14 protein-coding genes and 1 tRNA gene are annotated in these 15,834 nt (G+C 65.2%); 8 read left to right on the top strand and 7 right to left on the bottom strand.

Annotated elements, in window-relative coordinates:
- Positions 1–6: 6 nt before the first annotated feature.
- Together AC27IO_RS02680 and AC27IO_RS02675 are read left to right on the top strand one after the other, a co-directional pair.
- On the top strand, positions 7–2,187 hold the full coding sequence (locus AC27IO_RS02680; protein WP_498737141.1) for a RelA/SpoT family protein: 2,181 nt from the start codon (positions 7–9) through the stop codon (positions 2,185–2,187).
- 70 nt (positions 2,188–2,257) lie between these two features.
- Positions 2,258–2,334, top strand: a tRNA-Val gene (locus AC27IO_RS02675).
- 329 nt (positions 2,335–2,663) lie between these two features.
- Here AC27IO_RS02675 and AC27IO_RS02670 read toward each other — a convergent pair.
- The 7 genes from AC27IO_RS02670 to AC27IO_RS02640 form a co-directional block, all read right to left on the bottom strand.
- Entirely contained in the window at positions 2,664–3,974 is a 1,311-nt protein-coding gene (locus AC27IO_RS02670; protein WP_284399417.1) for a citrate synthase, read from the bottom strand.
- A gap of 19 nt (positions 3,975–3,993) precedes the next feature.
- Complete coding sequence (locus tag AC27IO_RS02665) at positions 3,994–4,293, bottom strand: succinate dehydrogenase assembly factor 2 (RefSeq protein WP_284403346.1); 300 nt, start codon at positions 4,291–4,293, stop codon at positions 3,994–3,996.
- Between the two features lie 5 nt (positions 4,294–4,298).
- Positions 4,299–5,000 (bottom strand): succinate dehydrogenase iron-sulfur subunit, encoded by a 702-nt coding sequence (locus AC27IO_RS02660; protein ID WP_272548188.1) that lies wholly within the window; start codon positions 4,998–5,000, stop codon positions 4,299–4,301.
- A 27-nt stretch (positions 5,001–5,027) separates the two neighbouring features.
- Entirely contained in the window at positions 5,028–6,836 is a 1,809-nt protein-coding gene (sdhA, locus tag AC27IO_RS02655) for a succinate dehydrogenase flavoprotein subunit (RefSeq protein ID WP_284428824.1), read from the bottom strand.
- Between the two features lie 31 nt (positions 6,837–6,867).
- Positions 6,868–7,233, bottom strand: coding sequence for a succinate dehydrogenase, hydrophobic membrane anchor protein (gene sdhD, locus AC27IO_RS02650; protein WP_272564085.1), 366 nt, complete (start codon positions 7,231–7,233; stop codon positions 6,868–6,870).
- 45 nt (positions 7,234–7,278) lie between these two features.
- Positions 7,279–7,713, bottom strand: coding sequence for a succinate dehydrogenase, cytochrome b556 subunit (sdhC, locus tag AC27IO_RS02645; protein WP_284399427.1), 435 nt, complete (start codon positions 7,711–7,713; stop codon positions 7,279–7,281).
- A 136-nt stretch (positions 7,714–7,849) separates the two neighbouring features.
- Complete coding sequence (locus AC27IO_RS02640; protein WP_498737136.1) at positions 7,850–8,641, bottom strand: GntR family transcriptional regulator; 792 nt, start codon at positions 8,639–8,641, stop codon at positions 7,850–7,852.
- A gap of 223 nt (positions 8,642–8,864) precedes the next feature.
- Between AC27IO_RS02640 and AC27IO_RS02635 the strand changes: the two genes are divergently transcribed.
- From AC27IO_RS02635 to AC27IO_RS02610, 6 genes are all read left to right on the top strand, one after another.
- Positions 8,865–9,851, top strand: a complete 987-nt coding sequence (locus AC27IO_RS02635; RefSeq protein ID WP_284399433.1) for a malate dehydrogenase — start codon at positions 8,865–8,867, stop codon at positions 9,849–9,851.
- Positions 9,852–9,873: 22 nt separating this feature from the next.
- The gene (tam, locus tag AC27IO_RS02630) at positions 9,874–10,650 is read left to right on the top strand and encodes a trans-aconitate 2-methyltransferase (RefSeq protein ID WP_498737134.1); all 777 of its coding nucleotides are present in this window, start codon (positions 9,874–9,876) and stop codon (positions 10,648–10,650) included.
- On the top strand, positions 10,647–11,660 hold the full coding sequence (locus tag AC27IO_RS02625) for an HpcH/HpaI aldolase/citrate lyase family protein (RefSeq protein WP_317353971.1): 1,014 nt from the start codon (positions 10,647–10,649) through the stop codon (positions 11,658–11,660). Before tam ends, AC27IO_RS02625 begins: the two co-directional genes overlap by 4 nt.
- A 49-nt stretch (positions 11,661–11,709) precedes the next feature.
- Complete coding sequence (locus AC27IO_RS02620) at positions 11,710–12,405, top strand: hypothetical protein (protein ID WP_284428820.1); 696 nt, start codon at positions 11,710–11,712, stop codon at positions 12,403–12,405.
- 88 nt (positions 12,406–12,493) lie between these two features.
- A complete protein-coding gene (gene acnB / locus AC27IO_RS02615; protein WP_272564078.1) occupies positions 12,494–15,079 on the top strand; it encodes a bifunctional aconitate hydratase 2/2-methylisocitrate dehydratase in 2,586 nt (861 codons plus the stop codon).
- 227 nt (positions 15,080–15,306) lie between these two features.
- Positions 15,307–15,771: a hypothetical protein gene (locus tag AC27IO_RS02610; protein WP_284428819.1), complete on the top strand. Its 465-nt coding sequence runs from the start codon at positions 15,307–15,309 to the stop codon at positions 15,769–15,771.
- The last annotated feature ends 63 nt before the right edge of the window (positions 15,772–15,834 follow it).

Below are 15,834 nucleotides of genomic sequence, written 5' to 3'. Positions count from 1 at the left end.
GATGCCGTGCCGCAGCTCATCGCTGCCACGGCGCTGTCGCTGCCCGAGCAAGCGGGCGCGCTGGCGCGGGCCCGGGCCTTTGCGGAACCGCTGCTGTCCAGCGAGACGCTGGAGACCGGCGAGAACACCTTCGCGCATGCCGAAGCCGTCGCCTCCATCCTCAAGAACATCGGTGGGTCGGAAGCCATGCAGGCGGCCAGCTATCTGGTGCATGCCTGCTCCCACCTGAACAAGCCCGAGGAGGTCATCGCCAAAGCCTTCGGGCAGAACTTTGCCGCCCTGGCCGTGGAGACCACCAAGCTCATGCGCGTGCAGCAGCAGGCGCGCGAAGCCCAGCTTGCCGGGCAGCCGGTGGACGACCCCGCCACGCAGACCGAGAACGTGCGCAAGATGCTGCTCGCATTCTCCCGGGACCTGCGCGTCGTGATGCTGCGTCTGGCCTCGCGCCTGCAAACCCTGCGCTTTTACGCGGCCACCAAACGCGCCGTGTCGCCCGGCATCGCGCGCGAGGCCCTGCAGGTGTTCGCCCCGCTGGCCAACCGGCTCGGCATCTGGCAGATGAAGTGGGAGTTGGAAGACCTGTCCTTCCGGTTCCTGGAGCCGGAGACCTACAAGCAGGTGGCCCGGCTGCTGGACGAAAAGCGGGCCGAGCGCGAGGTGTACATGGAGCAGCTTCGCGGCCGGCTGGAGTCCGAACTGCGGGCCCGCAGCATCAGCGCCAGCGTGCAGGGCCGGCCCAAGCACATCTACAGCATCGTCAAGAAGATGCGTGGCAAGTCGCTCGACTTCGAGCATGTGTTCGACATCCGGGCGCTGCGGGTGGTGGTGCCTTCGGTGAAGGATTGCTACGCCGCGCTGTCCTGGGTGCACGAGCATTTCAAGCCCATTGATGCCGAGTTCGACGACTACATCGCCAAGCCCAAGCCCAACGGCTACCAGTCGCTGCACACCGTCGTGCGCGACGAGACGGGCAAGGCCATCGAAATCCAGATCCGCACCCAGGCCATGAACGACCACGCCGAGCATGGCGTGGCCGCGCACTGGGCCTACAAGGAGGCCGGCACCAAAGGCTATGCGGGCGTTTCGGCCTCCGGCGAATACGACGCCAAGATCGCGGTGCTGCGCCAGTTGCTGGCCTGGGAGCGGGACATGGCGGGCACCGTGCAGCACGGGGGGCTGTTCGAGGACCGCATCTACGTGCTCACGCCGGACGCGGCCGTGGTGGAGTTGCCGCAGGGCGCCACCCCGGTCGATTTCGCCTATGCGGTGCACACCAGTGTCGGCCACCGTTGCCGCGGCGCGCGTGTCGACGGGGCCATGGTGCCGCTCAACACGCCGCTGCAGAACGGGCAGACGGTCGAAATCACCACCGTCAAGGAAGGCCGCCCGTCGCGCGACTGGCTCAATGCCGAGCTGGGCTACCTCACCAGCCACCGCGCCCGCGCCAAGGTGCGTGCCTGGTTCAACGCCCAGGCCACGCATGAGACCACGGCGCGGGGCCGCGAGGCAGTGGAAAAGCTGCTGCAGCGCGAGGGCAAGACCGCCATCAAGCTCGACGATCTTGCCGTGCAGCTGGGCTTCAAGACGGCAGACGCCTTGTTCGAAGTGGTGGGCAAGGACGAGTTCTCGCTGCGCACCATCGAGACGCTGCTGCGCCCGCCCGAACCCGTGCTGCAGCCGGACGATTACCTGCTGCTCAAGAAGACGCGCACCTCCGAGACCGCGCCCAAGGGCGGGGTGCTGGTGGTGGGCATCGATTCGCTGATGACCCAACTGGCCAAGTGCTGCAAGCCTGCGCCGCCCGACAGCATCCGGGGCTTCGTCACGCGCGGCAAAGGGGTCAGCGTGCACCGCGCCGACTGCAGCAATTTTCGCGAGATGGCGGCGCGCAGTGCCGAACGCGTCATCGAAGTGGAGTGGGGGCAATCCAAGGCGTCCGCCGGTGCCGGCCCGTCGGTCTATCCGGTGGACGTGTCGGTCGAGGCTGCAGACCGGCAAGGCCTGCTGCGCGACATTTCCGAGGTCTTCGCCAGGGAGAAGACCAACGTGATCGGCGTTCAGACGCAGTCCGTGAAAGGCACGGCCTGGATGACGTTCACGGTGGAGGTGGCCGACTCAGGCCGGCTCAACAAAGTGCTTGGCATCGTGGCCACGGTGCAAGGCGTGCGCTCTGCACGGCGCCGTTGAAAGAAAGCGCGCGAAGTTGCCTGGAACGCGTATTTTTTTACTGCTACAATCTCGCTTCTCGAATACACACAGGCGCGTAGCTCAGCTGGTTAGAGCACCACCTTGACATGGTGGGGGTCGTTGGTTCGAGTCCAATCGCGCCTACCAACTAACCATTGGTAAAAGCCTTCCAAATCATCGATTTGGAAGGCTTTTTTATTTCCGAAAGGGCTTTCGGGCGTCCTGCCGCAAAGTGTCAGCGGGACAGGGGGGATGCGGCTCTTGCAATTGGTCCCGGGTCTTCGAGGTCGCGCCTCGAATGGTTTGCTCCCGTGGTCTCGGATCGCTTGGATAAACCTCCGCAAAGCCGCCAGAAAAAGCCTTGGCGTGGATGCCAACAAAAAATGCCAGCCAGCGTTGGCTGACTGGCATTCGATGTTGCAGGCTTTGCCTTCCGGAGAAGAGGCCCATTCCAGGGCCCTCTCCAGAAATACCGCTCAGCGCTTGTCCAGCGGCTGCACGTCGCGGCGCTCCGCGCCCACGAACAGTTGGCGGGGGCGGCCGATCTTGTACTCGGGGTCGCCGATCATTTCGTTCAGCTGGGCGATCCAGCCCACGGTGCGGGCCAGCGCGAAGATGCCGGTGAACAGGTTCACCGGGATGCCGATCGCGCGTTGCACGATGCCGGAGTAGAAGTCCACGTTCGGGTAGAGCTTGCGCTGCACGAAGTAGTCGTCTTCCAGGGCGATCTTTTCCAGTTCCTTGGCCAGGGCGAACAGCGGATCCTTTTCGAGGCCCAGTTCGGCCAGCACTTCGTTGCAGGTTTCCTGCATGAGCTTGGCGCGCGGGTCGTAGTTCTTGTACACGCGGTGACCGAAGCCCATCAGCTTCACACCGGAGTTCTTGTCCTTGACCTGCTTGATGAACTCGCCGATCTTCTCCACGCCGCCCTGCGCCTGGATGTCGTGCAGCATGTTCAATGCGGCTTCGTTGGCGCCACCGTGGGCGGGGCCCCAGAGGCAGGCCACGCCAGCGGCGATGGCGGCGAACGGGTTGGTGCCGGAGGAGCCGCACAGGCGCACCGTGGAAGTGGAGGCGTTCTGCTCGTGGTCGGCGTGCAGGATGAAGATGCGGTCCAGCGCGCGTTCGAGCACCGGATTGACCTTGTACTCTTCGCACGGCGTGCCGAACATCATGCGCAGGAAGTTGCCGGCATAGCTCAGGTCGTTCTGCGGGTACATGTAGGGCTGGCCCACGCCGTACTTGTATGCCATCGACACCAGCGTCGGCATCTTGGCGATCAGGCGGATGGCCGAGATCTCGCGGTGCTGCGGGTTGTTGATGTCCGTGCTGTCATGGTAGAAGGCCGAGAGCGCGCCCACCAGGCCCGTCAGCACGGCCATCGGGTGGGCGTCACGGCGGAAGCCACGCAGGAAGAACTGCATCTGCTCGTTGACCATCGTGTGCTTGGTCACGCTGTCGCTGAACTCGGTCTTCTGCGCGGGGTTGGGCAGTTCGCCCTTGAGCAGCAGGTAGCAGGTTTCCAGGAAGTCGCACTGCGTGGCCAACTGCTCGATGGGGTAGCCGCGGTACAGCAGCTCGCCCTTGTCGCCGTCGATGTACGTGATCGAGGACTGGCATGCCGCAGTGGAAAGGAAACCGGGGTCGTAGGTGAACATGCCCGTCTGCGCGTACAGCTTGCGGATGTCGACCACGTCGGGGCCGATACTGCCTTGGTACACGGGAAGTTCCACGCTGGGGCTGCCGTTGCTGAACGATAGCGTTGCCTTGTTGTCTGCCAGTTTCATTTCCAGTTTCCTTCTGTTGTTAGCCCGCAAGCGGTGGAGGGGGTGCTGACGCTCTGCGGCGCAGCTGTTCAAGCACTTCCTTGACGTCCCTGGTATCGATCTCGCCCGTGGGTTCCTTGCGCCGCAGCAGCAGGTCCAGCAGGTCGTTGTCGGAAAGGTCCATCAAGGTCGTGAGACCTTGTGCCTGGCGCTGGGTCAGGCGCGAGCCGTAGGTGGCGAAGAACTGCTCGATGAACAGATCGTTCTCCACCAGGCCGCGGCGGCTGCGCCACTTCAGCTTGGCGGCCTCGCGTTCGTCGAGCAATTCGTCGTCGGCCATGGCGGTCAGATGGCGCGACGCACCATCAGTTCCTTGATCTTGCCGATGGCCTTGGTGGGGTTGAGACCCTTGGGGCACACGTCCACGCAGTTCATGATGGTGTGGCAGCGGAACAGGCGATAGGGATCTTCGAGGTTGTCCAGACGGGCGCCCGTGGCCTCGTCGCGGCTGTCCGCAATGAAACGATACGCCTGCAGCAGGCCGGCGGGGCCCACAAACTTGTCGGGGTTCCACCAGAAGCTGGGGCAGCTCGTCGAGCAGCTGGCGCACAGGATGCACTCGTACAGGCCGTTGAGCTCATCGCGCTCTTCCGGGCTCTGCAGGCGTTCCTTCTCGGGCGTGATGCCTTCGGTGATGAGGTACGGCTTGATCGAGTTGTACTGCTTGAAGAACTGCGTCATGTCCACGATCAGGTCGCGGATCACGGGCAGCCCGGGCAGTGGCTTGAGCACGATGGTGCCCTTGAGCGTGTTCATGTTGGTGAGGCACGCCAGGCCGTTCTTGCCGTTGATGTTCATCGCATCGGAACCGCAGACGCCTTCGCGGCACGAACGGCGGAACGAGATGGATGGGTCCTGCGCCTTGAGCTTCACCAGGGCGTCCAGCAGCATGCGCTCGTGGCCGTCGAGTTCGATCTCCACGGTCTGCATGTAGGGCTTGGCGTCCTTGTCCGGATCGTAGCGGTAGATTTGAAAGGTGCGCTTCATGGTGTTCTTTCTCGTGGGCTTGTAGGGTCAGAACGTACGGACCTTGGGAGGCACGCTGTCGACCGTCAAAGGCTTCAGGTTCACGGGCTTGTAGGTCAGGTTGTTGCCTGCGCTGTGCCACAAGGTGTGCTTCATCCACTCTTTGTCGTTGCGGCCCAGCGGGAATTCCGCGTGGTCGGCCGGATGCTCGTAGTCATACACGGTGTGGGCGCCGCGGCATTCCTTGCGGGCGGCGGCAGAGGTCATCGTGGCCTGGGCCACTTCGATGAGGTTGTCCACTTCCAGTGCTTCCATGCGCGCGGTGTTCCAGACCTTGGACTTGTCCTTGAGCGTGACGGAACCCACCCGCTCGCGGATGGCGTTGATCTTGACCACGCCTTCATCCATGCCTTCTTGCGTGCGGAACACGCCGGCGTGCTGCTGCATCGACGCGCGGATGTCGTTGGCGACGTCCTGAGCGTAGGTGCCTTCGTTCGAATCCTGCAGCTGGTTCAGGCGCGCCAGGGTGCGGTCGGCGGCGTCGGCCGGCAGGGGCTTGTGCTCGCCGCTGCCCTTGATCATGTCCACGATGTGGCGGCCTGCGGACTTGCCGAAGACCAGCAGGTCGAGCAGCGAGTTCGTGCCCAGGCGGTTGGCGCCGTGCACCGACACGCACGAGCATTCGCCCACGGCGTACAGGCCGTTGACGACCTGGTTGTGCACGTCGCCGTTTTGGATCACGACCTGGCCGTTGATGTTGGTCGGAATGCCGCCCATCTGGTAGTGGATGGTGGGCACCACGGGGATCGGTTCCTTCGTGATGTCGACGTTGGCGAAGTTGACGCCGATCTCATACACCGAAGGCAGACGCTTGTGGATCGTCTCGGCACCGAGGTGGTCGAGCTTGAGCAGCACGTAGTCCTTGTTGGGACCGCAGCCGCGGCCTTCCTTGATTTCCTGGTCCATCGAACGCGAGACGAAGTCGCGCGGCGCCAGGTCCTTCAGCGTGGGCGCGTAGCGCTCCATGAAGCGTTCGCCGTTGCTGTTGAGCAAGATGGCGCCTTCGCCGCGGCAGCCTTCGGTCAGCAGCACGCCGGCACCGGCCACGCCGGTAGGGTGGAACTGCCAGAACTCCATGTCCTGCAGCGGGATGCCTGCGCGTGCCGCCATGCCCAGGCCGTCGCCGGTGTTGATGAACGCGTTGGTCGATGCCGCGAAGATGCGGCCCGCGCCGCCGGTGGCCAGCAGCACGGCCTTGGCTTGCAGGGCATACAGCTCGCCGGTTTCGAGTTCCAGGGCGGTCACGCCGACCACGTCGCCAGCGGCGTCGCGGATCAGGTCGAGCGCCATCCACTCCACGAAGAAGTTGGTCTTGGCCTTGACGTTCTGCTGGTACAGCGTGTGCAGCATGGCGTGGCCGGTGCGGTCGGCTGCGGCGCAGGCGCGCTGCACCGGCTTTTCACCGTAATTGGCCGTGTGGCCACCGAAGGGGCGCTGGTAGATGGTGCCGTCGGGGTTGCGGTCGAACGGCATGCCGAAGTGTTCGAGCTCGTACACGACCTTGGGGGCTTCGCGGCACATGAACTCGATGGCATCCTGATCGCCCAGCCAGTCCGAGCCCTTGATGGTGTCGTAGAAGTGGTAGTGCCAGTTGTCCTCGCTCATGTTGCCGAGCGACGCGCTCACGCCGCCCTGCGCCGCCACGGTGTGCGAGCGGGTGGGGAACACTTTGGACAGCGAGGCCACGTTCAGGCCGGCGCGGGAGAGTTCGAGGGCGGCGCGCATGCCGGAGCCGCCGGCGCCGACGATGACGACATCGAACTTGCGCGTGGTGATGTTCGCTTTGGTGTAGCTCATTGTTATTTGCCTTCAGTCGCGGGGGATTGAATCAGAGACGCCAGAGGATCTGGATACCCCAGCCGGCGCAGCCGACGAGCCAGAAGATCGCGATGGCTTGCAGGGCGAGGCGCAAGCCCACGGGCTTCACGTAGTCCATCAGCACATCGCGCGTGCCTACCCAGACGTGCCAGGCGAGGGCCACGATGACGGAGAAGGTCAGCACCTTCATCCATTGCGCCGAGAAGATCGAGGCCCAGCGGTCGTAGCCGATGGGACCCTTGGTCAGCAGCACCTGGGCGAGCAGCACCACGGTGAAGAGCGCCATCAGGGCGGCGGTCACGCGCTGGCTCAGCCAGTCGCGCACTCCGTAGTGGGCACCGACGACGATGCGCTTGGAGCCGTAGTTCACGGACATAGGAGATCCTTTTTTTGTGGGGTTCGTGGGATAAGCCGGCGCGGCTCAGTACAGGCCGAACAGCTTGGCGCCGAGCACGACGGTGAGGGCGATGCTGATGACGAGCGTGGCGGTGGCGGATTTGCTGCCGAAATCCTTGTTCACCGCGTCATGGCTCACGTCCATCCACAGGTGGCGCAGGCCGGCGGTGAAGTGGTGCAGGTACGACCAGATGAGGGCCAGCACGACGAGCTTGAGGAACCAGCCCGGCACGAAGCCCAGGCCCACCGTGAAGGCGGCCTTGAATTTGCCGAAGGAGATTTCGGAGGACACCGAGGTGTCGAACATCCACAGGATGAAGGGGAGCAGCACCAGCATGATCACACCGCTGACGCGGTGCAGGATCGACACCCATCCTGCGGCAGGAAGGCGGTAGGTGGGCAGGTCCGTGAGGGCATTGATGTTGCGGAATTCAGGCCGCTTTTTGGCGATCTCGGTCATGGCGGTGCTTTCGTGGATGTAACTGCTTTGTAATTTCGCGCGAACGAAACAACCCAAAATTCTATTGCAATGCAACAACCGCAGTGTTTCGGTACGGCGTAATTTCACCGCGCGGTATCGGCATGGTCGGGCAGTCTCAGCTCAGTTCGTTGTGGTAGTGGTGCGTATCGGTGCGATACAGGCCCTTGCGTAACTCCATCGGAACTTCGTTGTAGGTGTAGGCAATGCGCTCCACGCTGAGCAGCGGCGTACCGGGTGCGACCTGCAGCAGCCGCGCCTGCTCGTCATCGGGCTGCACCGCCCGCAGCTTCTCGTCGGCGCGCACCATTCTGACGCCGAAATCGATTTCGAACATGGCGTAGGTGGGGCCCTGGTAGCTGGACATCTGCTCGGCGGTCAGCCCCTTGAAGGCCTGCCCGGGCAGCCAGATGTCTTCCAGGATGGTGGGAACGTCGCCGAACGACAGGATGCGCCGGGCATGCACCACGGCGTCGCCGCTGCGCAGCGCCAGAGCGCGAGCGATCTCGGCGCTGGCACGGATGCGGCGGCATTCGATGATGTGGCGCTGGGCCGGCCCCTCGACCCGGGCGTCGCCCGAGTCGGGCATGAGCTTGAGGAACCGGTATTGCACGTGCCGCTCGGCATGCGTGGCGACGAAGGTGCCCTTGCCCTGGCGGCGAACGACGAGGTTCTCCGCCGCCAGCTCATCGATGGCCTTGCGCACCGTGCCCTGGCTCACGCGGAAGCGGGCGGCCAGTTCCATCTCGCTCGGGATCGATTCGCCCGGCTTCCATTCGCCACGCTGCAGGCTGTGCAGGATGAGTCCCTTGATCTGCTGGTACAGCGGGCTGAAGGCCGGCGTGGGTGCGCCCGCGCTTCCTGCGGGGAGCGCAGGGCTGTCGGAGGCGGCAACCGGAAGGGTGGACATGGCGGCGGATCGAGGGGCGGCTGGCGCGCGGGGCAAAGGTGGGGTGTTTTCGCTCGTCGGCGAGGTCGGATCATATCTTATATAAGACATAAGACAAATTGACCGGATCCGGATTTCAGCGGTACACTCGGGAGCTGTTCTGCAGGGCACGGGCTGCTTGGTTTGACTGGCGCTGGTGCATCGACTGCACCGACACCCGTTTTTCCACTTTCTGGAGTTTTTCATGAGCAAGAAGCCCGTCCGCGTTGCTGTTACCGGCGCCGCCGGTCAAATCGGTTACGCCCTGCTGTTCCGCATTGCCTCCGGCGAAATGCTGGGCAAGGACCAGCCCGTCATCCTGCAATTGCTCGAAGTGCCCGTCGAAGGCCCGCAAAAGGCGCTCAAGGGCGTGATGATGGAACTCGACGACTGCGCCTTCCCGCTGCTGGTTGGCATGGAAGCCCACAGCGACCCCATGACGGCATTCAAGGACGCGGATTACGCCCTGCTGGTGGGCTCGCGCCCCCGCGGCCCGGGCATGGAACGTGCCGAGCTGCTGGCCGTCAACGGCGCCATCTTCACGGCCCAGGGCAAGGCGCTGAACGCCGTGGCCAGCCGCAACGTGAAGGTGCTGGTCGTGGGCAACCCTGCCAACACCAACGCCTACATCGCCATGAAGAGCGCGCCGGACCTGCCGCGCAAGAACTTCACCGCCATGCTGCGCCTGGACCACAACCGTGCTGCCAGCCAGATCGCCGCCAAGACCGGCAAGCCCGTGGCCGCCATCGAAAAGCTGGCCGTGTGGGGCAACCACTCGCCCACGATGTATGCCGACTACCGCTTCGCCACCATCGATGGCGAAAGCGTCGCCAAGACGATCAACGACCAGGAATGGAACGCCAACACGTTCTTGCCCACGGTGGGCAAGCGCGGTGCCGCCATCATCGAGGCGCGCGGTTCCTCCTCGGCCGCTTCGGCAGCCAACGCCGCCATTGACCACATGCGCGACTGGGCCCTGGGCACCAATGGCAAGTGGGTCACCATGGGTGTTCCTTCGGATGGCCAATACGGCATTCCGAAGGATGTGATGTTCGGTTTCCCTGTCACCTGCGAAAACGGCGAGTACAAGGTCGTCGAAGGCCTGGAAATCGACGCTTTCAGCCAGGAACGCATCGACAAGACGCTGGCCGAGCTGCAAGGCGAGCAAGACGGCGTGAAGCACCTGCTGTAATTTTTTCGGGTTCCGTTTTTTCATGCTCGACTGGAATCCCGCGCTCTACCGCCGCTACGAGGACGAGCGCACGCGCCCGGCCCAGGAGCTGCTCGCGCGGGTGCCCCATTCCGCGCCGGTCCACGTGGTGGACCTGGGCTGCGGGCCGGGCAATTCCACCGAGCTGCTGGTGCGGCGCTTCCCGCAGGCGCAGGTGACCGGCATCGACAATTCCGAAGCCATGCTGGCCAGCGCGCGCGAGCGCCTGCCCGGCGTGTCCTTCGTGCTGGGCGACATCGCCCGCTGGGTGCCCGACACGGCGCCCGACCTCATTTACGCCAATGCCTCCCTGCAATGGGTGGGAGGGCATGGCGACCTCTTTCCGCGCCTGTTCGATAGCCTCGCCCCCGGCGGCGTGCTGGCAATCCAGATGCCCGACAACCGCCAGGAGCCCACGCACCGCCTGATGCGCGAAGTGGCGGCGGAGGCCCCGTGGCGCGAGCCCATCGGCGATGCCGACGCGCTGCGCACCGAGCTCCTGGACATCGGCGGCTACTACGACCTGCTGGCCACGCGCGCCGAGCGCATCGACGTGTGGCACACCGTCTACCAGCATGTGATGGCGTCGCCCGCGGCCATCGTCGAATGGGTGCGCGCCACGGGCCTCAAGCCCTTCATCGACCCGCTGGGCGATGCGTTGCGCGAGGGCTTCCTGGCCGAGTACGAGCGCCGCATCGCCGCGGCCTATGCCGTGCGCAGCGATGGCCGCCGTTTGCTGGCGTTCCCGCGCATGTTCATCGTGGCGCAGCGCCCGTCATGAGCGCGACCGGTGCCCACCCTGCGGCGGTGCTCATGGGCGCCCAGGCCAGTGCCATGCGCTTGCCGGTCTGCGACCATTACAGCGGCGTGGAAGCGCGCATGCGCAAGAGCCTGGAACTGCAAGCCGCCATGGCGGCCGAGCTGGGCCGCTGCGTGTTCGATGTGACCCTCGATTGCGAAGACGGTGCCCCCGTGGGCCGCGAGCGCGAGCATGCCGCCCTCGTGGCGCATTTGGCTCGCACCGCATCCCCCGGTGCCCGGGTGGCCGCGCGCGTGCATGCCGTGGACCACCCCGCCTTCGCCGAAGACATGGCCACCATCGCCGGCGAAGCCGCCACGCGGCTGTGCCACATCATGGTGCCCAAGGTCGAGTCGGTGGACGACGTGCTGCACGCCGAAAAGGCCCTGCTCGCCGCATCGGCAGGGCAGGTGCCGTTGCACGTGCTGCTGGAGTCGCCCGCGGCTATTCAGCGGGCTTTCGAGATCGCCGCCCATCCGCGCGTGCAGTCGATCAGTTTCGGCTTGATGGATTTCGTCTCGGCGCATGCCGGTGCGATTCCCGCGAGTGCCATGGGATCGCAGGGCCAGTTCGAGCACCCACTGGTGGTGCGCGCCAAGCTCGAGATCGCCGCGGCATGCCACGCCCACGGCAAGGTGCCGTCCCACTGCGTGGTGACCGAGTTCAACGATGCCGATGCCCTGCGCACGGCGGCCGGGCGCGCCGCGCGCCAACTGGGCTACACGCGCATGTGGAGCATCCACCCGGCGCAGATCCGCCCCATCCTGGAAGCCTTTGCGCCCGCGCAGGACGAGATCGCGCAGGCGGCCCAGCTTCTTTCCACCGCCGCGCACGCCGACTGGGCCCCCGTCAGCGTCGATGGCGTATTGCACGACCGCGCCAGCTACCGCTATTTCTGGCAGGTGCTGGAGCGTGCGCACCAGACCGGCCGCGCGCTGCCCGCCGCGGCGCAGGCCTGGTTTGCCCAGCCGGCCGCGGGTCCACAGGCCTGAGCCGTCCCACCATCAAGTTCCCCACACCTCCTTTTTCGTCGGAGTTCCCATGAAAACCTTCATCGCTTCTGCCCTGATGCTGCTGGCCCCTGCGCTGGTGATGGCGCAAGACGCCGCTCCCGCCAAGCCCGCACCGGCCAAGAGCACGGCCAAGGCCGCACCTGCCAAGGCCGCCGCCAAGGAGAAGTCCGCCGAGGCCAAGCCCGCGGCCAAGCCAGCTGCCAAGAGCGCGGCAGCCAAGCCGGCCGCGGCCAAGAAGGCCACGAGCAGCCGCACGCAGCTCAAGAGCGCCACCAACCAGGTGGCCACCGGCATCATCGCGGCCGAGGCTGCCCTGACGCCGCAGGAACTGGCCATCGCCGAACGCGTGCACACCGGCCACATTCCCTGCGAACTGGGCGCTTCCGTGCATGTGGAAGCCGATGCCAAGTCGCCGGGCCACTTTCGCATCGACGGCAAGGGCTTCAACTACTACATGTCGCCCATCGCGACCAGCACGGGCGCGGTGCGCCTGGAGGACCAGAAGGCCGGCGCCGTGTGGATCCAGATCGCCAACAAGTCCATGCTCATGAACCAGAAGCTCGGCCAGCGCCTGGCTGACGAGTGCATGAGCCCGCAGCAGGTCGCCGTGACCGAATCCATCAAGAAGAACCCGCAGCCCAGCCTGCTGGAAGCCCTGCCTGCCTCCGCCAACGCACCTGCCACCGTGGCGGCGCCAGCGGCTGCATCCGCACCGGCCCAGTGATTCTTCTTGCCCGGGCGCACCCGCTGCGCCCGGACCGCAGGGCCTGCCATGGCCAGCCCCACACACCAAAAACCCACCGGAGAAAAATATGTTGAAAGCCTACCGTGACCATGTGGCCGAGCGCGCCGCATTGGGCATTCCGCCCCTGCCTCTCACGGCCAAGCAGACCGCCTCGCTGATCGAGCTGCTGAAGGCTCCGCCCGCCGGCGAAGAAGCCACGCTGGTGGACCTGATCACCTACCGCGTGCCGGCCGGTGTGGATGATGCCGCCAAGGTCAAGGCCAGCTACCTGGCGGCCGTGGCCCACGGCACGGAAAAGTGCGCATTGATCGGCCGCGAGAAGGCCACCGAGCTGCTGGGCACCATGCTGGGCGGCTACAACCTCACGCCGCTGATCGACCTGCTGGACGATGCGGCCGTGGCGTCCGTCGCGGCCGAAGGCCTCAAGAAGACGTTGCTGATGTTCGATCAGTTCCATGACGTCAAGGAAAAGGCCGACAAGGGCAACGAATTCGCCAAGGCCGTCCTGCAAAGCTGGGCCGACGCAGAGTGGTTCACCAGCCGCCCCGAAGTGCCGCAGAGCATCAAGCTCACGGTGCTCAAGGTCACCGGCGAAACCAACACCGACGATCTGTCGCCCGCCCCCGATGCCTGGAGCCGTCCCGACATTCCGCTGCATGCGCTGGCCATGCTCAAGAACAAGCGCGACGGGATCACGCCGGAAGAAGACGGCAAGCGCGGCCCGGTGAAGTTCATCGAAGACCTGCGCGCCAAGGGCAACCTCGTGGCCTACGTGGGCGACGTGGTGGGCACGGGTTCCAGCCGCAAGTCGGCCACCAACAGCGTGCTGTGGTTCACCGGCGAAGACATCCCCTACGTGCCGAACAAGCGCTTCGGCGGCGTGTGCCTGGGCTCCAAGATCGCCCCGATCTTCTACAACACCATGGAAGACGCGGGTGCGCTGCCCATCGAGCTGGACGTGAGCCAGATGAACATGGGCGACGAGATCGAACTGCTGCCCTACGCCGGCAAGGCGCTCAAGAACGGTCAGGTCATCGCCGAGTTCGAGGTCAAGAGCGAAGTGCTGTTCGATGAAGTGCGCGCCGGTGGCCGCATTCCGCTGATCGTGGGCCGCGGCCTCACCGCCAAGGCGCGCGAGGCCCTGGGCCTGGCGCCTTCGACGCTGTTCCGCCTGCCGCAGAACCCCGCCGCGACGGGCAAGGGCTTCACGCTGGCGCAAAAGATGGTCGGCCGCGCCTGCGGCCTTCCCGAAGGCGAAGGCGTGGTGCCCGGCACCTACTGCGAACCGCGCATGACCTCGGTCGGCTCGCAGGACACCACCGGCCCGATGACACGCGACGAACTGAAGGACCTGGCCTGCCTGGGCTTCAGCGCCGATCTGGTGATGCAGTCCTTTTGCCACACCGCGGCGTACCCCAAGCCCGTGGACGTGAAGATGCACCACGAGCTGCCCGACTTCATCAGCACGCGCGGCGGCATCTCGCTCAAGCCCGGTGACGGCATCATCCACAGCTGGCTCAACCGCATGCTGCTGCCCGACACGGTGGGCACGGGCGGCGATTCGCACACGCGCTTTCCGATCGGCATCAGCTTCCCCGCCGGCTCGGGCCTGGTGGCGTTCGCCGCCGCCACGGGCGTGATGCCGCTCGACATGCCGGAATCGGTGCTGGTGCGTTTCAAGGGCGCGATGCAGCCCGGCGTGACCCTGCGCGACCTGGTGCATGCCATTCCGCTGTACGCCATCAAGGCCGGCCTGCTGACCGTCGAGAAGAAGGGCAAGAAGAACATCTTCTCGGGCCGCATCCTCGAAATCGAAGGCCTGCCGGACATGAAGGTGGAGCAGGCGTTCGAGCTGTCCGACGCCTCGGCCGAGCGCTCGGCCGCCGGCTGCACGGTGCGCCTGAACAAGGAGCCGATCATCGAGTACATCAACTCGAACATCGTGCTGCTCAAGAACATGATCGCCCAGGGCTACGCCGATGCGCGCACCATCACGCGCCGCATCAAGGCCATGGAAGCGTGGCTGGCCAATCCGCAGCTGCTGCAGCCCGACGAAGATGCCGAGTACGCTGCCGTGATCGAGATCGATCTGGCCGAGATCACCGAGCCCATCGTCTGCTGCCCCAACGACCCGGACGACGCCAAGACGCTGTCCGACGTGGCCGGCGCGACGATCGACGAGGTGTTCATCGGCTCGTGCATGACCAACATCGGCCACTTCCGCGCGGCTTCCAAGCTGCTGGAAGGCAAGAAGGACATCCCGGTCAAGCTGTGGATGGCGCCGCCCACCAAGATGGACGCGCACCAGCTGACCGAGGAAGGCCACTACGGCGTGTTCGGCGCGGCCGGTGCGCGCATGGAAATGCCGGGCTGCTCGCTGTGCATGGGCAACCAGGCACAGGTCAAGGAAGGCGCCACGGTGATGTCCACCAGCACCCGCAACTTCCCCAACCGCCTGGGCAAGAACACGAACGTGTACCTGGGTTCCGCCGAGCTGTCGGCCATCTGCTCCAAGCTGGGCCGCATTCCGTCCAAGGAAGAGTACCTGGCGGATGTGGGCGTGCTCAACCAGAACGGCGACAAGATCTACAAGTACATGAACTTCGACCAGATCGAGGAGTACAAGGAAGTTGCGGACGGCGTCGCCGCCTGACCGGCGCCTGCCACCCTGAAGAAAAAGCCCGCTTCGGCGGGCTTTTTCTTTTGCTATTGAAATGATAGCTATATGCCGGCGTTTTTATTGCGCTGGAGGCCTTTTTGATGCTGAACGGTCTGGTGGCGTCTGGATGGCGCTTTCGCCCGGCGCTAGGATCGGGCGTAACCGATCGATGGCGCCGCGGAGCGCCGCAGTCAAACCGCGCAGCTGAAAGCCCTCCCGCCATGCCATCCCATCGCCTGACCCTTTTCGCGGATTACCACCAGTTCTATCTTCAGGACGAGGCGGCGCCAGGCGACCTGGCAAGCGCCTGGGACGAGGCCGCGACGCTTCGCATGCTGGCCGTGTCGCAGGGCGTCGTCGGGTTTGGCACTGCTCGGAACATGCCGGTGCCGGTGACCCTGGAGTTGCTTGAGGCCGAGCCGCAGACCGACCTGGCCCGGTTCGACCATGTGGTCGATGGATCGGTGGCCATTGCCACAGGCCCGCTCGTCGTGGCGGGGTGCACGGACTACTTGCCCGATGCGGCCCGGTTCGATGTGCCGCCTGGAACGTACCGGGTCAGGCTGTCCAGCGCGGGTCTGGATTCGCTGTCTCCCGATGGGCTGGAAGGCGAAGACCGCTATCTCGTGCAGATGTGGCCGGGTGCGCTGCTGGAACCGACGGTGCTCAAGCAGCATGCCGGCTGACCTGAGCGTCAGGGGAGGCTGCCTTTTGGATGGCCCGTGTATTGGCCGCTGCGTGGACGCGCC

This window comes from Acidovorax sp. KNOB132 (assembly GCF_057541515.1).
The sequence above is the reverse complement of the archived record's forward strand: the minus strand, read 5'-3'. Positions and strand labels throughout refer to the sequence as shown.